The sequence below is a fragment of the Psychroserpens luteolus genome (assembly GCF_021032705.1).
Taxonomy (GTDB): Bacteria; Bacteroidota; Bacteroidia; order Flavobacteriales; family Flavobacteriaceae; genus Psychroserpens; species Psychroserpens luteolus.
Genome location: NZ_JAHVXI010000002.1, coordinates 652,978 through 673,832 on the forward strand (window position 1 = coordinate 652,978; position 20,855 = coordinate 673,832).

The following is a 20,855-nucleotide window of genomic DNA, read 5'->3' on the forward strand; positions in this document are numbered from 1 at the left end:
GTTTAAAAAAACTGATAGAGCTCAACAAAAAAATTCAAAAAGCAATAGCTAAAAGGTAAAAATAAATCTCAATAGTGACCTCTTTTTATTTTAGTTGAATTAGAAATGGCTATTACTGTTTTAACACCTGAATCACTTTTGTTTGATTTTTAATAAAAACCTTTAAGATATATGTACCAGATTGTAGGTTAGACATGTCTATGTTTTGGATTGCATGTTGACCATCAATAGAAACTATTCGCTGTCCCAAAACAGTAAAGACTTCAATTGTATCAATAACTTCAGTAGATTCAAGCTTCAATAGATTTGTAACCGGATTTGGAGAAACAGTCAAACCATAATCAATCGCATTCTCATCGATTCCTAAAGCGCTACCCTCTAAAAGAGTAAGCATTTGATTAGACTGAATATTAAAATACGTTTCCTCTAAGCCACTTGGCCAAAATATTTTAATGTAATCGATTAACACATTGTCATCTAACCCAAAATGCATCATATTAGAGTTTTGGCCTAGATAACCTTCGCCGCATAACTTATATCCATATTGTTTTTCTCCATTGACTGAAATCTCAACTCTTGCTCCTATGGCATTTTTATTACTTTGAGTTCCTTCTAATTTCAATTTTATCCAATGCAATGAATTAAGTGTCATGTTTTTCCATAAAAATATATCTTGACCATCATTACTAACAACAATATCTAATAATCCATCATTATCAATATCACCAACAGCATTAGAATAACTTGTCCCATTGTCTCCTGGAAAACAGCTATTATTTAAGGTAAATGTATTATTATTGTTGTTTTCATAAAATGCTGCAGACAACAATCCTACTTGACTTCCGTTTAATTGCCCGCTCACATACAAATCGAGATCACTATCATTGTCAGCTTCAAAAAATACAGCTCCCCAGCCTATACTATCAAAACTAGTTCCTGTAGGTACTGCTACATTCTGAAAGGTTTCATCGCCATTATTTTTCAATAGATAATTCCCAGTGGGACTATTTGTTATATAAATATCAAAGTAGCCATCTTTATTATAATCACCCACTGTAGTAGACATAGCATCAATAGCTATATTTGTTCCAGAAGATACGCTTATATCGCTAAAGGTTCCGTCACCATTGTTCTTGTAAAGTTTATTCTCAAAGCTAAACTTATCGTTGGAAACATATATGTCTTGATGACCATCATTATTGATATCTAAAAAAGCAGAGCAAAATGAGAATACAGGACTACTATTAATTCCTGCCTGTATAGTAACATCTGTAAAAGTTCCATCTCCATTATTCTTATAGAGTATATTAGAAAATATTGATGTTCTATTACTTAAAAATACATCCAAATAACCATCATTATCATAATCTCCCCAAGACGCACCGAAGGTGTATACATTACCTGTTACCATACCAGAAGTAGCAGAAATATCTTCAAAGATCATATTTCCTTGATTCTTTAGCAATTTATTTCCATTTGTATCACTAGTCACAAATAAATCATTATCACCATCATTATCGAAATCTACCCATACAACACAGCGTGTTTGATAATTTATGTAAGACAAATTAAAATCTTGCTCTACAAAAACGCCATATATGTTTTTAAAAAACCTGAGTTCATTGTTATCTGCCGTACTTATAGTGATATCGTCCCAACCATCATTATTGTAATCAAAAAATGAAATCCCATTTCCATAGGATGTCAATCCAGGAGAAATGGCAACACCAAGGTCATTAGCTACATTTCCAAATTGTATCTGGGAATACAATGAAAACAATGAAAAGAAACAAAACAGAAAGGAGTAATATACTTTTCTCATGATCTAAAAATTAACTTATACAATATAATAATAAAAAAAGAGGCTTCAACAATAAAGTTTATATCTGTTATCGCATTCATCAAACCCCTCATCAATACAAGTCAAGCTTCCTGAAATATCCATAAACACAAAAAATTTATCTGTTTAACGGTAAATTATTCTAAAAGAAAACACTTATAAACATAAAAAACCGATGCGTTAACATCGGTTTTAAGTTTATATGTCTATTGCGGGATCTATTGATTATCTACAAAAGTATCCATTACGGCATCACTCACGCCCATATTACTAAACCCTCCATCATTGTACAAGTTTTGCAATGTCACTCTTTTTGTCAAATCGCTAAATAAGGTGACTGTGTAATTTGCACAATCTAGTGCTGTCGCATTACCTAATGGTGACATTTTCTCTGCGTAGGCTATAAACCCGTCAAAGCCTTTTACTCCCTGACCAGCTGTAGTTGGAGTTGGTGATTGAGAAATCGTATTGACTCTCACTTTTTTATCTCTTCCGAAGAAATAACCAAAACTACGTGCTATACTTTCTAGATATGCTTTGTTATCGGCCATATCATTATAATCAGGAAACACACGTTGAGCAGCCATATACGTTAAGGCTACAATACTTCCCCATTCGTTCATAGCATCTGCTTTGTATAAGGTTTGCATAACTTTATGAAATGACATTGCAGATACATCTGTTCCTTTTTGCGTCCAATCATATTTCTGATCTGTATAAGCCCTACCCTTTCTTACATTTATAGACATCCCAATAGAATGTAATACAAAATCAAGCTTACCGCCAAGAATCTCCATAGACTTAGTAACTAAATTTTCTAGGTCCTCTTCAGAGGTTGCATCAGCAGGAATAATTTGTGATCCCGTTTTTTCGGCTAAATCATTGATTTGTCCCATTCGCATTGCAATTGGTGCATTTGTTAATACAAACGTACCTCCTTCTTCGTGAACACGCTCTGCTGTTTTCCAAGCGATTGAATTTGGGTCTAATGCGCCGAAGATGATTCCGCGTTTTCCTTTTAATAAATTGTATGACATGCGTATATAATTAAGATGTTAGTTGATTATTTATGGTTCAAAGATAGTATTAATTGAGTAATTGTTTTGCATGCTCTATAGCAGAATTTGTAACATCTACACCTCCAAGCATCTCTGCGATCTCAACAATACGTTCATCTGGATTTAATTTTTTAAGATGGGTTTGAGTCACATTATCTATATCCTTTTTATAGACTTTAAAATGAGAGTCACCCTTTGCTGCTATTTGTGGCAAATGCGTAATGGTAAATACTTGCATTGTTTTACTCATCTGCTGCATAATAGCTGCCATTTTATTCGAAATTTCACCAGATACACCTGTATCTATTTCGTCAAACATTATGGTTGGTAACTGTTTGTATTTTGATAAAACCGATTTAATAGCCAACATGATTCTTGATAATTCTCCTCCTGAAGCTGATTTTTTAAGATCATTAAACTGACCACCTTTATTTGCTGAAAATAAAAATTGCAGACGATCGGTACCGTTTGTTAAAAATAAATCAGAGGTTTCCAATTCAATTTTGAATTTAGCATTAAGCATTCCCAATGTTGATAAAATCGTTTCCAATTGCTGAATTAGCTCCGGAATAATCGCTGCTCGATTATCGTGAATAGAAATTGCCATAGACTTTAATTGCTTTTCTAAATCATTTATTTCGTTTTCTTTTTCAATAATGATAGCATCTAAGCTTTCGGTCATAGAAACGTTTTGAGACAACTTCTCTTTAATAGTAATAAGTTCTTCCACAGATGACACTGTATGCTTCTGCATCAAGTTGTGAATGACCTGTAATTTAGTATTAACACTATCCAAACGATTTGGATCTGCCTCTAACTGATCTTCAAGCTGTTCAATTTCCGAAAAAACATCATCCAATTCAATTAAAGTACTAGCAACACGCTGAGAAACATCATCATATTGTTTTCCATAGCCAGATAATTTACCTAACAAATTCTTGATCTCTGTGAGATGATTTATAACACCAACATCATCATTATTTAACAACTGATGAGAATGTGCTAATTTTTCCTTTATCTCCTCAACATTGTTGAGTGTTTCGTACTCGCTTTCTAATGTTTCCAGTTCTCCAGGCACCAATTTAGCTTCATCCAATTCTTTTAAGAGGAACAAATTATAGTCAAATTCTTTTATAGATTCTGCTTTTTGCTGTTGCACAGCTTCTAACTGAAATTTTAACTCTTTGTAATTGTTAAGCGCTTTAGAGTACACACCCAAACTATCTGAATTATCTGCTAAAGCATCAATAATTTGAAATTGAAAATCATCATTAGTAAGCTGCAACGTTTGATGTTGCGAATGAATATCTAATAGGCGCTCACCTATAACCTGAAGGTTATTTAAATTTACTGGAGTGTCATTAATAAATGCTCTAGACTTTCCAGAAGGCAAAATCTCCCTTCTAATAATAGTGAAAGCCTCATAATCTAAATCCTCAGTATCAAATATGGGTTTTAAATTGTATTTAGCAACGTCAAAAGTCGCTTCTATTATGCACTTTTTTGAGGTATCTTTAATACTACTAAGGTCTGCACGTTTACCTAAAACTAAGGATAACCCTCCTAACAAAATAGATTTTCCAGCTCCGGTTTCACCTGTAATAATAGACAAACCGTTATTGAAACTTACATGAAGTTCATCAATAAGCGCATAATTTTTTATGGTAAGTTGTGTGAGCATTTAAGCATTAATAATTACAGTATGAAAATACTGAAATTAACTATAAAACAAGTGAAAGCTTAGAAATTTATTTTACGCCATTTAGCAGCATGGAAAGGTGCAATCTTAGTTAATGTAGATATAAGATCAGATACATTAACCGAAGGTCCATCACTAAATATGTCTTGAATCTCATCTGATTTAGCATCAAAAAATACGCGCATCAAATATGAGTTTGGACGACGGTTATTTAAAGTCTGTAAATCTGTAATTGTTCTTGCAATGGTTTGCTTGCCCTCTTTCGCATCATTACTCATCTCGTCTAAGCCTTTGCGATGGTAATTATACATGACATCTCTAAACTCTTTAAACGTTGGTGACAGGACATTATCTATCAAAACAAAACGTGTTTGTTGACCATCAGACAACTTCCAACCTTTTGCATTATTCTGTTGTGAATAATTAACAATAGTTTGTGCTTGTTTGTAATATTCTTCTCCTCCTTTGAGAGAAAATGTATCTGCATCCAACCCTAACATCATGTATATATGAAAGGTGATCATCGATACTAAATTAGACTCAAATTGATTTGGATTGTAGACGAAGTTCTGAAACTCTAAATATTGAAAGTTAAAATCTTTATCATTATAATTATAGATAGGTGTTCCGTAGGTAGAACCAAAAACAGGTCGTGTACTTTGTACCTGTAGTGTAGCCTGAAACAAATCGGTATCATAATTTTCGATAGTAATCACCATACCGCAATCTATACGCTCCTGAGGCTTAAAGGACTTGTCTGTCCATTTTGTATTATTAATGAATTCAGTTAGCTGACGTTCTAGCGTTTTAAACACTTGCACATTTTCGTTACCTGTTTTTTGTGCATTTACTACAACATTACAATTTAGTTCTTGCGACCAAGACACCGTTGTTATTAAAGCTAATAGAATATATATAAAATTACGCATCTGTTTGTTTTAAAATTTGTTGCATTAAGTCTTTCGCTACCTCTGCCTTAGATTTTAACTCATGAGCTATAATCTCATGAGAAGCTGTTATAAAAGTAACTTTATTTGTTGAACCACCAAAACCTGCTCCTTTATCATTTAAAGAATTAAGGACAATCAAATCTAGATTCTTAGATTCAAGTTTACCTTTAGCATGCTCTAATTCGTTATTGGTTTCTAATGCAAAACCTACGAGAAATTGTTGCTTTTTAATAACACCTAAAGACTTTAAAATATCTTTAGTCTTCTCTAACTCGATAGTAAACGTTGTTTCCTTCTTTTTTATTTTTTGATCTGCTATATTTTTTGGTCTATAGTCGGCTACAGCAGCAGAAAGTATAGCAATATCAACTGAAGCAAAATACTTATGCACTTCATCATACATTTCTTGTGCACTCTTTACTCTAATCACATTGATCAAACTATGAGTTACAACTTGTGATGACGGACCAGAAACAAGAGTCACCTCAGCTCCAAGATTAGTTGCTGCTTTGGCAATTTCAAATCCCATTGTACCACTAGAATGATTTCCTATAAATCGCACAGGATCTATTGCTTCATAAGTTGGACCAGCTGTTATCAATACTTTTTTTCCTCTTAGAGGCAACTTACCTAAAACATCATTTTCTATAAAAGAAACAATATCTTCAGGCTCTGCCATCCGACCTTCACCCACAAGACCACTTGCTAATTCTCCTGATGTAGCAGGTATCATGACATTTCCGAAGGCATTCAATTTTTCAAAAGAATTTATAGTAGATTGGTGTTTATACATATCTAAGTCCATCGCTGGTGCAAAATAGACAGGACATTTTGCAGAAAGATAGGTCGCCAACAATAGATTGTCACAAGTACCATTTGCCATTTTTGACATGGTATTTGCCGTTGCAGGTGCAATAATAAATAGATCTGCCCAGAGTCCGAGCTCTACATGATTATTCCACATAGCATTATCATCATCTTCATTAGTAAATGATGAATAGACTGGATTTTTTGATAAAGTTGAAAGTGTTAAAGGTGTGATGAAGTCTTTAGAAGCAGGTGTCATAACGACCTTTACGTTAGCACCTGCTTTTATAAATAGCCTTACTAGGCTAGCTGTTTTATAAGCAGCAATACCAGCAGTTATGCCTAATAGTATGTTTTTGCCGCTTAATATTGACATGCTTGTATTATTCCTGAACGTCGTCTTCAGTATTTCTGTAATAAATCTTGTCATCTAACCATTCTTGAACAGCTAAAGCGTGTGGCTTAGGCAATTTTTCGTAGAACTTAGACACTTCGATTTGCTCTTTATTTTCAAAGATCTCCTCAAGACTATCGTTATATGTTGCGAACTCTTCAAGTTTGTCAACTAACTCACGTCTGATATCAGTATTGATCTGTTCTGCTCTTTTTGAAATCACAGAAATTGCTTCGTAGATATTATCTGTTGGAGCGTCAATGATATTTCTATCATAAGTTTCTGTTGTAACAGGAGCATTGGTTTTCTTTAAATCCATTATATATGTAAATTAACTTTTCGTATTAAATTGTTGTACCGCTGTTGTCATTTCTTCATTCATCTTATCTGCGTCTTTCAGTAATTCTGAATTTGGAAAAAACTTTTTAAAACTATCATAATAATTGATAGCTGTATTTAATCTTGCTTCTTTTTTAGCTTCAATACTATTGATTCCTAATTTGTATGCAGAATCCAATCTATAAAACATCGCTTGTTCTTTAAAAGATGTTCCTGGGAAATCTGCCAAGAAATTATCAAACGCTTTTATTGCCGCTTCATAATCTGAAGATTCAAAATAAGCAACTCTATTATATTGTTTTGCAATTTCAAAAGCTTTACGTTCTAATTTATAATCTAATTCTTTAATCAATTTATTCGCTTCTGGTAACAGTTCAGAATTAGGATATTTATTTACAAATAACTGAAGCTTTTCTAGAGCTTCTACTGTCTCTTGCTGCTCTTTACTGTAAACAGGAGACACTTGGTAGTAACTCTTAGCAGCTAAAAATGCTATTTCTTCAACCTTTTCACTATTTGGATATGCATTTTCAAATCGACCTAATTGGTAACCAGCTTCTATGTAGCTTCTCATTTCATAAAATGATCTCGCATACATGTACATCAATTTTTCTGCTTGAGGCTTTCCTCTATAATTGGGTACTATTTGAGCAAAAATCCTATTGGCCTTAGACCATTTACCAGCATCAAACATTTGAGTACCAACCTCAAACTTAGTTTTTATATCCTCAGACTTCAATGCCTTTTGATATTCACTACATGAACTAAATGCTAAAAGAATTGCTAATAAGTAAACTAATTTCTTCATAAATAAAAAACAGGTTGCAAAAGTACGTATTTCTAACGTATTATAAAAACTAAATTTCATGCTAAAATAACGGTTGAAATTAGGCTGCTATTATGTTTAAGTATTATTTAACTATTTATCTAACTTTCTATTTTTTGAAGTTCTGTTTTAATCTTTTGTTTAAGCTCATTAGTTGCTTCAACTAATGGCAATCTAACAGTAGATTTTGATAAGCCTAAAGCCTCTAAAACTGCTTTTATACCAGCAGGATTATTTTCAGAAAAAATGAGTGATGTCATTTCCATCAGGCCAAAATGAATCTTGTAGGCTTCTTTGGCTCTTCCTTCCAATCCTAGATTTATCATTGTCGTAAATTGCTTAGGCAACGCTTGACCTAAAACCGATATTACACCAGCTCCTCCAGCCAACACAACACCAAGCACAAGATCATCATCTCCAGAGATGATTAAAAAATCTTCTGGTTTATCTCTTAATAATGTTAAGTACTGGTGTACATTATTTCCAGCTTCTTTTACCGCAATAATGTTTTTAAAATCTCTTGCTAAACGCAAGGTAGTTTCTGGAGTCATATTTGATGACGTACGACCAGGAACATTGTACAAAATAATATCAACTGGAGATACTTCAGAAATAGCTTTAAAGTGTTGATAGATTCCTTCTTGCTGCGGTTTGCTGTAATAAGGCGATACCGATAAAAGTGCATCTATAGCACTTAAATCTGTTGTTTTAATTTCATCAATAACTTGCGCTGTATTATTTCCACCAATACCTAAAACCAAAGGCACTCGTCCATTATTGGCCTCAACAATCGTTTTAATAATAGCCTGTTTTTCATGTTTAGTGATAGTCACACTTTCTCCCGTTGTACCACTAATTACTATATAGTTGGTACCATTTTCTATGTTAAAGTTTACCAAGTTTGTTAATGCATTGTGATCTACGGTAAGATCTGCATTAAAAGGTGTAATAATAGCTACACCTGTACCATGAAATTTAGTCATTATAATTTATTTAGAACTGTTAAATATTTTTTCATTTCTGTTTTAAAAACTGAAAACTCTTTCGGTTTTATATCAATCATCAAATCGTAAAAACGCTGATCATCATTTGTTAAACCCACTTTAAAATTTGCTTTAGATAATGCTGTAATCATGTCAAGCTCTAAGTGATGCTCTTCATAATAGCAGATCAATACATCAAACTTTGTGTCTATAAAGGTTTGTAAGTCGATATTATTTATCTTTCCTTTCCAACCGAAATCTTTAGGGTTAAAATAAGTATCCCATAGCACATTAGAATCTTTAGGATCTTCGACAAAAGCGATAATTTTAGTTTTTGCCTCATGAATTCCCAAACCTTTAAAATACATTCTAAACGACTCAAAATCTGAATATTCACTCATATTCAGAATAACACCAACAGTATTCATTTTTGTGTTACTAACTGCAACACTCCTAGCACTTAACAATTTGTTGATGTATTTTTGGTTTGATTTTGTCTTAAATGCCTTTAAAATCATTTATATTTATGCTTTGTACAAATGTAGTAAAAACACATCGTACGATATTCTAAACATTTCACAATAAATTCTATGAATTATAAACATTTTATACTTCTCGTTTGCCTTGTTGCGTTTAGCTCGTGCAAAAAAGAGATGCATCTCAATAAAATTGAAGGAAAGCAAATTAATATTTCGGACAGTCTAGACATAGACCAAGCTGTTGAAGACTTTATCAAACCTTACAGAGACCATGTTAACGCTAATCTGGATAGTATTTTAGCCTACGCTGTTGATACCTATTCTAAAGGAGATGGTGATTACAACACAGCCATTGGCAACATGATGGCAGATGCCGTTTATGAGCAATCCAATCCAATTTTTAAAAGCAGAACTGGAGAGGATATTGATTTTGTACTACTGAATCATGGAGGTATACGTGCTATTATTTCTAAAGGAAATGTAACTACAAGAACCGCTTACGAAGTGATGCCATTTGACAACTCGACTGTCGTGGTTAAATTAAAAGGCGCACAAGTTAAAGAACTTATTGATTATCTCGTCAAAGCTAAACGAGCACATCCTATTTCAAAATTGAATATTGTTTTGGATGTCGATGGTAATTTTAAATCTGCTGGCATTAATGGACAAAACATAGATTTTAATAAAACCTATAATGTTGCCACCAACGATTATTTATATAACGGAGGAGACCGCATGGATTTCTTTAAAACTAATGATAGTCTTTATGTTTTGGATTATAAAATTAGAAATGTACTTATCGACTACTTTACTAAGATAGATACACTTAACCCAGTTACAGATAACCGATTTATTCAGCTAAAAAACTAATGACCATGAAAAGAAGAGAGTTTATACAACAAACAGCAGCTGCATCGGCTTTAATTGGTCTTGGTGGAATGGGTTTAACATCATTCGCTCCTGCAACAAAAAAGATCACCATATTACATACTAATGATGTTCACAGTCATATTGATGCTTTTGGGCCAGATGATGGGCGAAATCCAAACCAAGGTGGTGTGGCCAGACGCGCAAGCTTAATAGCCGCAATAAGAAAAGAAAATCCAAATACATTATTATTAGATGCTGGTGATATTTTTCAAGGCACACCTTATTTTAATTATTATGGTGGCGAACTTGAGTTTAAACTTATGAGTATGCTTAAATATGATGTAGCTACCATAGGGAACCATGATTTTGACAATGGTATTGATGGTCTTTATGCGCAATTACCACATGCCAAATTTGATTTTGTTTCTGCTAATTATGACTTTACCAATACGATTATGGATACTCATGTTAAGCCATATCGCATCATTGTAAAAGATGGTATTAAAATTGGAGTTTTTGGACTAGGGATTGAATTGAACGGACTTGTAGACAAAAAAATGTATAAAGAAACTAAGTATTTAGACCCGACGGAAGCCGCTCAAGAAATGACAAGAATATTGAAACAAGACGAACAATGTGATCTCATCATCTGTCTATCTCATTTAGGGTATAATTACCGTAATCGTCCAGAAAAAATTAGTGATCTTAAATTAGCGGAAGCCACAAAAGATATTGATTTAATCATTGGAGGTCATACACATACCTTTCTAAAAAAGCCTACCGTTGTTAAAAATTCTATAGGTGAAAACCTTTTGGTAAACCAAGTTGGCTGTTATGGTATTAATTTAGGACGAATAGATTTTTACTTTGATGCCGATAAGAATAAAGCGGCGAATGGCAAGTCTATAATTGTCTAACTATAGATTAACTTGTATTTCACGTAAGGACTCTGTGGTTGGGATGAAGTACTCAGAAAAATTAATTCGTTTATCACTATTCCTATTCATATGATGGTCAAATACATATTTATATAAAAGAAACAATCCTGCAGTATGGAGTACTTTTTCAAACACCTCAAAAATCCAAAAGTACACATACAAATTACAGATATAGTTTAATACATCTGAAAACACAAAACAAAAGACCATTAATAAAAATGTAATTGACTGTGCCGTTTCTCTACTTAAATAAACCGCAAAAGCAAAATAAGTCATAGCTATAAGTGTAATTCCGTGGCATACATACAAAACCAAATTCACAGTATCGACAAAATTTTCTTTAGCTACACCATATAAAGTATACAAGAAATAAGAGTTGAGCATTAATACAAGTACTAAATAAACACTTACCAAGCCTTCAAACTTAACGCGCTTCAACTTCCCTAAAAGCACAAAAATGAGTAATAGATAAGCTCCAATGTACATTGATTTAGACAATTTGGAAGACAGTGCCCCAAAATCAAACACAGATAACGCGTCACCAATAAAAAATACTAAAAACAGCGTTAAAAACACATTAGCCATCTTGTTAAGCTGACAAAAATAAAATGTAAGTAAAACGGTAACTGTTATTAACTTAGCTATTTTTGTTACAATGATATAGTCAAAATAGGTCGCAATAGACGTAGCTAATAGCAACACAAACAAGACTATAACTAAAGCCATATTTGGCCTTATTTTTTGCTTTTTTTGCATGGTAGATTTTTAATTGGGTAAGGCAAATATAATAAAAATTATGTATTTCAACGTAAAAAATGCACGTTTTATCGATTTTTTATCAAATTTTAGAAATCTGTGTAGGGTTTATTTTTCTAATCGTCTAATACACAATACAATTATATTATGAAAAAACATTTTCCACTCATTTTAAGAATTATCGTCGCTGTAATTTTAATCCAAACGTTACGATTTAAATTTACAGGACATGAAGACAGTATTTATATTTTCACGAAAGTTGGATTAGAACCTGTTGGAAGAATAGGAATTGGAATTACCGAGTTAATTGCTGGGATTTTATTATTGTTCAAAAAAACGGCTTGGGCAGGTGCTACTTTAACCTTAGGTGTTATTGGTGGTGCCGTATTGATGCACTTAACTCAACTAGGTATTGAAATAAAAGGTGATGGAGGTATGTTATTTTACACCGCTGTTACAACGTTTATCTTGTCATTTATTATTCTTTATATCTATAGAAAAGATATTCCAATAGTTGGAAAGAAGTTAAGCTTTTAATTCTTGGTGCTGTTCATAGACAGCATTGTACTCTTGGACTAACCTTGATTGAAGGTAAAAGAATACAAATGCACCTACTAAAAAGAATGAATAGATAACACTTAAAGTATTATCGAAATCTGAAATATAGTAATAAGCTATTTGAATGACTTCAGAAAACACTATACATATAGAACCTATGAGTAGATTCATAGATTTTTTGCTATCATTATACATATAGTTAACCAATGCTAAGCAGACTAAAAACATGATAATAGAGTTATACACCATTTCTACAGTATAACCATAGTCAATCCCTATTCCCTCTTTAGATAGATCAGTAATCATGTAAACAACAAAAATACCTAAAGCGAAGAGAAGCAACGTCTGCATTGAAAACCTCAAAATCGCTTTTCTGAAGTTCATAATAGACAAAATTCTAGCTATTAAAAACAAATACGCCGAAATGTAAAGTCCGTTTCCAATAAGATAATGAATGTCATAAGTCGCATTTTCTGGAGGAAAGAGATTGTAAGTAAAATAATTATGAATTTCGGCAGCGGCATAAGTCACTAAAAACAGTATAAATAAAATATGCTTTTGTTTTACATTGACGAAATACAAAATAATCAATACCGTCATAGCCAAAGCTTTGACACCAAAAGCATCAAACTCTTTTCCTAAAGACTGTAGTCCTAGAAATAGTATACTCAACAGTATGAGTATAATCCCTAAAATTTTACTTAAGTACATAATTTATTCCTTAATAGCAAAGCAAATATATATAAAAAATACATATAAACGTTAAAAAATGCATTTAATCGATAAAAAATAACTTTTTGTAGGATTTTTAATTCAATTTCAATAAGAAGTCTTTTTCTGAAATTATTTCCACACCTAATGTTTCCGCCTTAGTGCGCTTACTTGGTCCCATTTTATCACCAGCTACTAAAAAATTGGTCTTAGATGAGATTGAAGAGGACACTTTTCCTCCGTTATCCTCTATAAGTTTTTTTAATTCTGTTCTTGAAACCGTTTCGAATACTCCAGAAACAACGATGCTCAACCCTTTCAGTTTATCGGTTTGATTTGCAAGCTTATCTGCAGATACTTCTAGTTGCAATCCATGATCTCTCAGTTTTTGAATAATCGCCTTATTCTCTTCTGAAGCAAAAAACTCCACAACACTATCGGCTATTCGATCTCCAATTTCATCAACTGATACCAAGTCTTCAACAGTTGCTTCAACAATGGCATCAATACTCTTATAATGTTTCGCTAGTTTTTTTGCAACAGTCTCACCTACATATCTAATACCAATAGCAAATAAAACACGTTCAAAAGGGATTTGTTTGGATGCTTCTATGCCATTAATCAAGTTTTCAGCACTTTTTTCAGCCATTCGCTCTAATGGCATCACTTCATCCTTTTTTAAGGTATATAAATCTGAATAGTTCGAAATCAAGCCCTCATTAACCAATAACGCCACAGTTTCACCTCCCAACCCTTCAATATCCATAGCTTTTCTAGAAATATAATGTTGGATACGTCCAATAATCTGTGGATTACAACCATTATAGTTTGGACAATAATGCTTAGCGTCTCCTTCCTGTCTTATAAGTTCGGTTTGACATTCAGGACAATGCGTTATATACTGTGTTGGTATTGAGTTTACTGATCGCTTACTCATATCAACAGCAATAATCTTCGGAATAATCTCTCCTCCTTTTTCAACAAACACTTCATCACCTTCCCTAATATCCAGCTTTTCTATTTGATCTGCGTTGTGTAATGATGCACGCTTTACAGTGGTACCTGCCAATTCTACGGGTTCTAAATTAGCAACAGGCGTAATCGCTCCAGTTCTTCCCACTTGATAGGTAATTTCATTTAAACGTGTAGATACCTGCTCTGCTTTAAACTTATAAGCCATTGCCCAACGTGGTGCTTTTGCTGTATATCCTAACTCCTCCTGTTGTTGAAGGTTATTCACTTTAATTACAACACCATCAGTTTCATAAGGCAAATCATGACGATGTACATCCCAATAAGCTATAAATTCTAATACCTCATCAATAGAAGTTGCAAGTTTCGCAGCATTCGGAACTTTAAAACCCATTTGTCTAGCCTTGTCTAGAGTTTCAAATTGCGTATTAAATCCAAGATTATGTCCTGTAATATTGTATAATAAACATTCTAAAGGGCGTTTCGCTACTTCGGCACTATCTTGAAGTTTTAAACTTCCTGAAGCTGTATTTCTCGGATTTCGATAAGGCTCCTCTCCTGCTTCTAAACGTTCTTCATTCATTTTATTGAAGCCTTCAAAAGGCAATACAATTTCTCCTCTAATATCAAACTTAGGTGGAAAATCGCCTTTCAATTGTAATGGTACAGATTTAATCGTTTTGATATTAGCAGTAACCTCATCGCCTTGAGTACCATCACCTCGAGTCACTGCACGCAACAAATTTCCGTTTTCATAAGTTAAACTTATTGAAGCACCATCATATTTTAATTCACAAGTATAATACACGTCTCCATCTACAAGTTTTTTTATTCGTTTTTCCCAATCTAGCAAATCTTCCTTCGAATACGAATTATCTAATGAGTACATACGATGTTCATGAACAATCGTATTGAAATTTTTAGTCACCTCTCCTCCAACTCGTAATGTTGGCGAATTTGGATCATAAAATTCTGGGTGTTGCGCTTCTAAGTCTTTTAGTTGTTTGAGTTTCATATCAAACTCGTAATCACTTATTGTGGCATTATCAAGAACGTAATAATTATAGTTATGCTCGCGCAATTCATTGCGAAGGTCCTGAATTTTTTGTTGTATACTCATTAAAATCGTCGTGAAAAAGTTATCTTTTTACCTTATATTTAAAGCACACTAATATACTAAAATGTCATTCAAAAAAATTGTAGCACTCAGTGTTTTTATCAGCTTTTTATTCAATTGTAAATCCGAAGAGTATCGTGCTGAAATTCCGCAAATTATCCCTATTCCTTCAACCCAAACCATTAATAAAGGCTATTTTGTTTTAGATGATAATGTTGGCATCTCTTATGATGATACCTTTAAAATATCGGGTGATTTTCTCAGACATTTTATAGAAAACGGTAGCGAAATCAAACTTAAGAACAACAATGACATTCAATTTATAAAGGACGAAACTATAAACAACAAGGAAGGTTATACACTAGATATTCAACCCTATCAAATAAGTATTAGAACAAACACCGATCAAGGCGCATTCTATGCAGTCCAAACCTTAAGACAATTGTTACCTAAAGAGTTTGAAAATAATTCAACGTCTGAAGAAAAAATTTCTATTCAATGCATGACTATTACTGATGAGCCTCAGTTTAAATATCGAGGCATGCATTTAGATGTTGGACGACATATGTTTTCTGTAGATTTTATCAAAAAGTACATAGATGCCTTAGCTATGTTAAAGATGAATACGTTTCATTGGCACTTAACCGAAGATCAAGGTTGGCGAATAGAGATTAAAAAATATCCAAAACTTCAAGAGCTTGCTGCTTTTAGAAATGAAACACTCATTGGTCATTATAGTGACCAACCACATCAATTTGACGGAAAGCGCTATGGTGGCTTCTATACTCAAGAAGAGGTTAAAGATATAGTTACCTATGCACAAAGTCGTCATGTGACTGTTATTCCAGAAATTGAATTACCAGGTCATGCTCAAGCAGCTATTTCTGCATATCCTGATTTAGGTTGCACTGGTGAACAAGTAGATGTTGCTACAAAATGGGGTGTTTTTGAACATATTTATTGTTCTAAAGATGAAACCTTTAATTTTCTGGAAGACGTGCTAGATGAAGTTATTACTCTTTTCCCAAGTGAGTATATTCATATTGGTGGTGACGAAGCACCTAAAACCAAATGGAAAACGTGTAAGCAATGTCAAAACCGCATCAAATCTGAAGGTTTAAAAGATGAGCACGAGCTTCAAAATTATTTTATTACGCGCATTGAAACTTACCTGAACGCTAAAGGCAAACAAATTATAGGTTGGGACGAAATCTTAGAAGGAGGATTAGCTCCCAATGCCACAGTCATGTCATGGCGAGGTACTAAAGGTGCTGTGGAAGCAGCCAAACAGAAACACAATGTCGTCATGACACCTACATCGCATTGTTATTTTGATTATTACCAATCAACTAATGCCGATGAACCTACTGCTATTGGTGGATTTCTACCTCTTGAAAAGGTCTATAGTTTCAATCCTATTCCCGAGGAATTAACAGAAGACGAAGTACAATACGTATTAGGTGCTCAGGGCAACATTTGGACAGAATACATGCCAACTCAAGAGCACGTAGAATATATGGCATTCCCAAGAATGTTGGCCATGAGCGAAGTCGTTTGGTCAAAAAGCGACAATAAAGACTACACAAATTTTACTCAGCGTGTTGAACATTTTAATAAACGACTAGACGCATTAAGCATTAACTACGCTAACCATCTCTATGAGATTTCTGGAGAACTCGTTTCAAAAAACAATACCACATCTTATCAACTCTCAACAACAATACAAGACAAACATATTAGATTCACATTAGATGGTTCTGAACCCAATTTAGCTTCAGAACTATATACACAAGCTATTCCTATAAATACAAGCCAAACCATTAAGGCTGCCGTGTTTAATTCTGAAAAACGATTAGGAGCAGTGTTTTCTGAAACCATCAACTATCACAAAGGCGTTGGTAAAACAATCACCATTAACAAAACACCACATAAGTCTTACTCCGGAAGTGGACCTCAAGGATTAATTAATGGCATCTCAGGAAGCGACTCGCGTTATGGCGACAAAGAATGGTTAGGCTTTTGGGGAGAAGATATTGAGATCACTATTGATTTAGGAGAAAAAATTGATGTTTATACTATAGATATGCGTTTTTATAATGGTGAAGGTCAATGGATTTATGCTCCAAAATACGTTAATGTTATTTATGACGATTTAGAGGAACGAAAAATTATTTTGAATAAGAGGAACGAATTACAACATGATGTAAAAATTAATAATCAAAATAAACAACGTAAAAGCGTTTTAACCAGGTATATCAAAATTAAAGTTCCAAATTACGGAACCATTCCAGACGGTAAACAAGGTGCTGGCAATAAAGCGTGGACTTTTATAGACGAAATAATAATCAACTAGTATGCTATTAGAAATCTGTGCCAACTCCTATCAATCTGCTAAGCACGCTCAAGACGCTGGTGCAAAACGTATTGAGCTTTGTAGCGAATTATCCATTGGAGGCATGACGCCAAGTTTTGGATTGATAAAAGAAGTGATTTCAACATTAGACATTGAAACTTTTGTACTCGTCAGACCTCGAAGTGGCAACTTTTGTTATACTGAAAAAGAATTCGAGATTATTAAAAGAGATATTCAAATCTGCAAAGATTTAAGTTGTCATGGGATCGTATCTGGTGTTTTAAATCCTAATCATACTATAGACATAGAACGTACGCGAGAACTGGTCGAATTATCAAAACCATTGTCATTTACCTTTCATCGTGCCTTTGATATGGTTCCAAACGTAAAAGAGGCCTTAGAACAACTTATTAATCTTAGGATTAAAAGGGTGTTAACTTCTGGTCAACAACCAAAAGCAATTAATGGATTAAATCTTTTGAAAACATTACATCAACAAGCAAATAATCGAATCACGATTTTAGTTGGAAGTGGTATCTCTTCTGAAAACGCCAAAGTGTTTAAAGATGAAGGCTTTGATGAAATTCATGCTTCAGCATCCGAAACCACAAGCTTTGAGTCTTCTCCTTTTTTTGGAAACACCCCTCAAACCGTATCTAGTCTCAACGAAATAAAAGCCATTCTAAAAACAATTAATGAAGACCTATAGCATTCTAGTCATAACGGTATTGATGTTGATGAGCTGTCAGCCAAAACATGATGTTCCAGTATCAATAAACCTACATAATAACTGGTCTTTTAAAGCCGTTAATGATTCTTTATGGAATACGGCTTCGGTACCTGGAAATGTGCATTCAGATCTTTTAAATAATAAGCGTATTGAACATCCATTTATTGGTGCTAATGAAGACAGTTTGCAATGGATTTCTGATACCGACTGGGAATACAAAACATCATTTTCAGTAGCTAAAGAAACACTAAGCAAAAAATACATCTTGCTTAACTTTGAAGGCTTAGACACCTATGCCTCTGTCTTTTTAAATGATAGCTTAATTCTCAAAACAGATAATGCCTTTCGAGAATTTTCAGTTGATGTAAAGTCGATTTTGACATCAGAAAACAACTTGCACATTGTATTTGAACACAGCTCTATTTCCGAAGAACGCAACAAAGCAAAACTCAATTATCAATTACCAGAGGGGAATCGCATTTTTACAAGAAAAGCACAATTTCAATATGGTTGGGATTGGGGACCAAAACTTAATACTAGTGGGATTTGGCGACCTATAACTCTTGAAGCTTGGAATGATATAAAAATTAAGGACATCCATGCGCAACAAGTAATTGTTGGAAAGCATGTTGCGACTTTCCTTATTGATTTAGAGACTGAGTCAAATTTAGAAAATTCCTATCAATGTGATATTTATATCAATGGTTCATTGAACAGCACCCACGATAAACTACCCAATTCAAATCACTCCTACTTACCTATACGTATTGAAAACCCTAAACTATGGTGGCCTCACAACTTAGGAGAACCGTATTTATATGATATAAAAGTTGTAGTACGCGATCACAAAAGAATTCTTGACAGCATATCAATAAAAAAAGGTATACGAACCATAGAACTTGTTAATGAAAAAGACAGTATTGGAGAGTCCTTTTACTTTAAAGTTAATGATACTCCTGTTTATGCTAAAGGCGCAAATTATATTCCGCAAAACAGCATGCAAAACCAAGTCACAGATGCACATTACCAACACCTTTTAAGTGATGTGGTTGAAGCTAACATGAACATGCTCAGAGTTTGGGGAGGCGGCATCTATGAAAATGATACTTTCTATGATCTGTGTGATGAAAAAGGCATTTTAGTGTGGCAAGATTTCATGTTCGCTTGTGCTATGTATCCAGGAGACAAAGCGTTTCTTGACAATATACAATTGGAAGCAGCTCAAAATGTAAAACGACTTAGAAACCATACCTCTATTGCCTTATGGTGCGGTAATAATGAGAATTCTGAAGGTTGGCATCGTTGGGGTTGGCAAGCTAACCGAAGTGATGAAGAAAAAGAGGAAATTTGGAATAACTACTTAAAAGTATTTGATTCTATCTTACCAAAAACCGTTAAAGACCTTACTGAAACATCATATTGGGAATCTTCACCAAAATATGGTCGTGGAAATCCTAAATATAAATTTGAAGGGGATGCTCACGATTGGTGGATTTGGCATGACGCCTATCCTTTTGAGTACTTAGAAGAAAACGTACCACGTTTTATGAGTGAATTTGGGTTTCAATCGTTCCCTAGTTATGAAGCGATTAGATATATCAACCAGAACGATTCTATTGAGATTACCTCGGCAGGCTTTAAAAATCATCAAAAGCATGTACGCGGGTTTCAACTTATTGACGAGTATATGCAAGGTGATTTCCCTGTTCCAACTAATGCTGAAGATTATATATATGTGAGTCAGTTGTTACAAGCTTACGGTATAACAAAAGGCATTAAAGCTCATCGTAGAGCTAGACCCTACAATATGGGAACCTTATATTGGCAACTTAATGATTGTTGGCCAGCCGTGTCTTGGTCTAGCATTGATTACTTCGGAAATTGGAAAGCGTTGCATTATCAGGCTAAAAAATCATATGAGAATATCCTTATATCTAACACAGTTGAAAATGACACACTAAAAACCTACATCGTTAATGATAACTTAAGCAAGATAGAGAATTCCTTTACGCTAAGGATTATAGATTTTAATGGAAATCTTATAACCTCAGCAAATAACACAGCACCAAAAATAAATGAGAGCTCGAGTAAACTAATACATCAAATTGATTTAACAAAACTCAACATCAATAAGAATGAAGTTATTGTCATTACTACGTTTGGAGATTATAACTCCTGTTTTTATTTGGTCAAACCAAAAAACCTAAAACTCAAAAAAGAGACCATAGCTAAAACAGTTTCTAAATCAGACAACGGATTTAAGATTACATTGAAAAGTACTACACTTCAAAAAAATGTATTCCTTTATACAAAAAACAAAGGTCATTTTAGTGATAATTATTTTGACTTAATGCCAAATGAAACTATTACAATTGAATTCGAAACAGAGGCTGACAGCCTAGATGATTTAAATATTAAAACTTTGAATGAGATGCTCGATTGAGATACTGAAACAAGTTCAGCATAACATTATAA

At 33.6% G+C, this 20,855-nt stretch carries 18 protein-coding genes; 6 read left to right on the top strand and 12 right to left on the bottom strand.

Annotated features, from left to right (window positions below):
- Positions 1–112: 112 nt before the first annotated feature.
- The 9 genes from KWG70_RS08640 to KWG70_RS08680 all read right to left on the bottom strand — a co-directional run bounded on the left by KWG70_RS08640 (position 113) and on the right by KWG70_RS08680 (position 9,414).
- Positions 113–1,822: an FG-GAP-like repeat-containing protein gene (locus KWG70_RS08640; protein WP_230935603.1), complete on the bottom strand. Its 1,710-nt coding sequence runs from the start codon at positions 1,820–1,822 to the stop codon at positions 113–115.
- A 236-nt stretch (positions 1,823–2,058) separates the two neighbouring features.
- Entirely contained in the window at positions 2,059–2,877 is an 819-nt protein-coding gene (locus KWG70_RS08645; protein WP_230935604.1) for an enoyl-ACP reductase FabI, read from the bottom strand.
- Between the two features lie 49 nt (positions 2,878–2,926).
- Positions 2,927–4,579 carry a DNA repair protein RecN gene (gene recN, locus KWG70_RS08650; RefSeq protein ID WP_230935605.1) on the bottom strand — a complete coding sequence of 551 codons (1,653 nt, stop codon included), beginning with the start codon at positions 4,577–4,579 and terminating at the stop codon, positions 2,927–2,929.
- Positions 4,580–4,638: 59 nt separating this feature from the next.
- A complete protein-coding gene (gene porD, locus KWG70_RS08655) occupies positions 4,639–5,526 on the bottom strand; it encodes a type IX secretion system protein PorD (RefSeq protein ID WP_230935606.1) in 888 nt (295 codons plus the stop codon).
- Complete coding sequence (gene coaBC, locus KWG70_RS08660) at positions 5,519–6,730, bottom strand: bifunctional phosphopantothenoylcysteine decarboxylase/phosphopantothenate--cysteine ligase CoaBC (protein ID WP_230935607.1); 1,212 nt, start codon at positions 6,728–6,730, stop codon at positions 5,519–5,521. Before coaBC ends, porD begins: the two co-directional genes overlap by 8 nt.
- A 7-nt stretch (positions 6,731–6,737) precedes the next feature.
- Positions 6,738–7,067, bottom strand: coding sequence for a DNA-directed RNA polymerase subunit omega (locus tag KWG70_RS08665; protein WP_230935608.1), 330 nt, complete (start codon positions 7,065–7,067; stop codon positions 6,738–6,740).
- 12 nt (positions 7,068–7,079) lie between these two features.
- Complete coding sequence (locus tag KWG70_RS08670; RefSeq protein ID WP_230935609.1) at positions 7,080–7,895, bottom strand: outer membrane protein assembly factor BamD; 816 nt, start codon at positions 7,893–7,895, stop codon at positions 7,080–7,082.
- A 119-nt stretch (positions 7,896–8,014) separates the two neighbouring features.
- The gene (dapA, locus tag KWG70_RS08675; protein ID WP_230935610.1) at positions 8,015–8,896 is read right to left on the bottom strand and encodes a 4-hydroxy-tetrahydrodipicolinate synthase; all 882 of its coding nucleotides are present in this window, start codon (positions 8,894–8,896) and stop codon (positions 8,015–8,017) included.
- Positions 8,896–9,414 carry a DUF6913 domain-containing protein gene (locus KWG70_RS08680; protein WP_230935611.1) on the bottom strand — a complete coding sequence of 173 codons (519 nt, stop codon included), beginning with the start codon at positions 9,412–9,414 and terminating at the stop codon, positions 8,896–8,898. The genes dapA and KWG70_RS08680 overlap by 1 nt, the downstream gene beginning before the upstream one ends.
- 72 nt (positions 9,415–9,486) lie before the next feature.
- On the opposite strand from KWG70_RS08680, the gene KWG70_RS08685 reads away from it, so the two are divergent.
- Positions 9,487–10,245 (top strand): 5'-nucleotidase C-terminal domain-containing protein, encoded by a 759-nt coding sequence (locus KWG70_RS08685; protein WP_230935612.1) that lies wholly within the window; start codon positions 9,487–9,489, stop codon positions 10,243–10,245.
- A 5-nt stretch (positions 10,246–10,250) separates the two neighbouring features.
- A complete protein-coding gene (locus tag KWG70_RS08690) occupies positions 10,251–11,162 on the top strand; it encodes a bifunctional metallophosphatase/5'-nucleotidase (RefSeq protein ID WP_230935613.1) in 912 nt (303 codons plus the stop codon).
- Here KWG70_RS08690 and KWG70_RS08695 read toward each other — a convergent pair whose 3' ends face one another.
- Positions 11,163–11,939, bottom strand: a complete 777-nt coding sequence (locus tag KWG70_RS08695) for a hypothetical protein (protein ID WP_230935614.1) — start codon at positions 11,937–11,939, stop codon at positions 11,163–11,165. It lies immediately after the preceding gene.
- A 147-nt stretch (positions 11,940–12,086) separates the two neighbouring features.
- On the opposite strand from KWG70_RS08695, the gene KWG70_RS08700 reads away from it, so the two are divergent.
- Positions 12,087–12,476, top strand: coding sequence for a DoxX family membrane protein (locus KWG70_RS08700; RefSeq protein ID WP_230935615.1), 390 nt, complete (start codon positions 12,087–12,089; stop codon positions 12,474–12,476).
- Here the strand turns inward: KWG70_RS08700 and KWG70_RS08705 are convergent.
- Both KWG70_RS08705 and ligA read right to left on the bottom strand, forming a co-directional pair.
- Positions 12,465–13,208: a hypothetical protein gene (locus KWG70_RS08705; protein WP_230935616.1), complete on the bottom strand. Its 744-nt coding sequence runs from the start codon at positions 13,206–13,208 to the stop codon at positions 12,465–12,467. The two genes, KWG70_RS08700 and KWG70_RS08705, sit on opposite strands and share 12 nt — an antisense overlap.
- A 97-nt stretch (positions 13,209–13,305) precedes the next feature.
- Positions 13,306–15,300, bottom strand: coding sequence for an NAD-dependent DNA ligase LigA (gene ligA / locus KWG70_RS08710; RefSeq protein WP_230935617.1), 1,995 nt, complete (start codon positions 15,298–15,300; stop codon positions 13,306–13,308).
- Between the two features lie 61 nt (positions 15,301–15,361).
- On the opposite strand from ligA, the gene KWG70_RS08715 reads away from it, so the two are divergent.
- From KWG70_RS08715 to KWG70_RS08725, 3 genes are read left to right on the top strand one after another with little or no spacing between them, the layout of a single operon-like run.
- Positions 15,362–17,650 carry a beta-N-acetylhexosaminidase gene (locus KWG70_RS08715; protein WP_230935618.1) on the top strand — a complete coding sequence of 763 codons (2,289 nt, stop codon included), beginning with the start codon at positions 15,362–15,364 and terminating at the stop codon, positions 17,648–17,650.
- Between the two features lies 1 nt (position 17,651).
- The gene (locus KWG70_RS08720; RefSeq protein WP_230935619.1) at positions 17,652–18,359 is read left to right on the top strand and encodes a copper homeostasis protein CutC; all 708 of its coding nucleotides are present in this window, start codon (positions 17,652–17,654) and stop codon (positions 18,357–18,359) included.
- Entirely contained in the window at positions 18,346–20,823 is a 2,478-nt protein-coding gene (locus KWG70_RS08725; RefSeq protein WP_230935620.1) for a beta-mannosidase, read from the top strand. Before KWG70_RS08720 ends, KWG70_RS08725 begins: the two co-directional genes overlap by 14 nt.
- Positions 20,824–20,855: the final 32 nt, after the last annotated feature.

What these genes read in the sequence shown, in the direction of transcription:
- KWG70_RS08680 (WP_230935611.1), bottom strand. Translation starts at nt 9,414, where the DNA reads ATGATTTTAAAGGCATTTAAGACAAAATCAAACCAAAAATACATCAAC.
- porD (WP_230935606.1), bottom strand. Translation starts at nt 5,526, where the DNA reads ATGCGTAATTTTATATATATTCTATTAGCTTTAATAACAACGGTGTCT.
- KWG70_RS08720 (WP_230935619.1), top strand. Translation starts at nt 17,652, where the DNA reads ATGCTATTAGAAATCTGTGCCAACTCCTATCAATCTGCTAAGCACGCT.
- KWG70_RS08670 (WP_230935609.1), bottom strand. Translation starts at nt 7,895, where the DNA reads ATGAAGAAATTAGTTTACTTATTAGCAATTCTTTTAGCATTTAGTTCA.
- recN (WP_230935605.1), bottom strand. Translation starts at nt 4,579, where the DNA reads ATGCTCACACAACTTACCATAAAAAATTATGCGCTTATTGATGAACTT.
- KWG70_RS08690 (WP_230935613.1), top strand. Translation starts at nt 10,251, where the DNA reads ATGAAAAGAAGAGAGTTTATACAACAAACAGCAGCTGCATCGGCTTTA.
- coaBC (WP_230935607.1), bottom strand. Translation starts at nt 6,730, where the DNA reads ATGTCAATATTAAGCGGCAAAAACATACTATTAGGCATAACTGCTGGT.
- ligA (WP_230935617.1), bottom strand. Translation starts at nt 15,300, where the DNA reads ATGAGTATACAACAAAAAATTCAGGACCTTCGCAATGAATTGCGCGAG.
- KWG70_RS08715 (WP_230935618.1), top strand. Translation starts at nt 15,362, where the DNA reads ATGTCATTCAAAAAAATTGTAGCACTCAGTGTTTTTATCAGCTTTTTA.
- KWG70_RS08665 (WP_230935608.1), bottom strand. Translation starts at nt 7,067, where the DNA reads ATGGATTTAAAGAAAACCAATGCTCCTGTTACAACAGAAACTTATGAT.
- KWG70_RS08705 (WP_230935616.1), bottom strand. Translation starts at nt 13,208, where the DNA reads ATGTACTTAAGTAAAATTTTAGGGATTATACTCATACTGTTGAGTATA.
- KWG70_RS08695 (WP_230935614.1), bottom strand. Translation starts at nt 11,939, where the DNA reads ATGCAAAAAAAGCAAAAAATAAGGCCAAATATGGCTTTAGTTATAGTC.
- KWG70_RS08645 (WP_230935604.1), bottom strand. Translation starts at nt 2,877, where the DNA reads ATGTCATACAATTTATTAAAAGGAAAACGCGGAATCATCTTCGGCGCA.
- KWG70_RS08700 (WP_230935615.1), top strand. Translation starts at nt 12,087, where the DNA reads ATGAAAAAACATTTTCCACTCATTTTAAGAATTATCGTCGCTGTAATT.
- KWG70_RS08725 (WP_230935620.1), top strand. Translation starts at nt 18,346, where the DNA reads ATGAAGACCTATAGCATTCTAGTCATAACGGTATTGATGTTGATGAGC.
- dapA (WP_230935610.1), bottom strand. Translation starts at nt 8,896, where the DNA reads ATGACTAAATTTCATGGTACAGGTGTAGCTATTATTACACCTTTTAAT.
- KWG70_RS08685 (WP_230935612.1), top strand. Translation starts at nt 9,487, where the DNA reads ATGAATTATAAACATTTTATACTTCTCGTTTGCCTTGTTGCGTTTAGC.
- KWG70_RS08640 (WP_230935603.1), bottom strand. Translation starts at nt 1,822, where the DNA reads ATGAGAAAAGTATATTACTCCTTTCTGTTTTGTTTCTTTTCATTGTTT.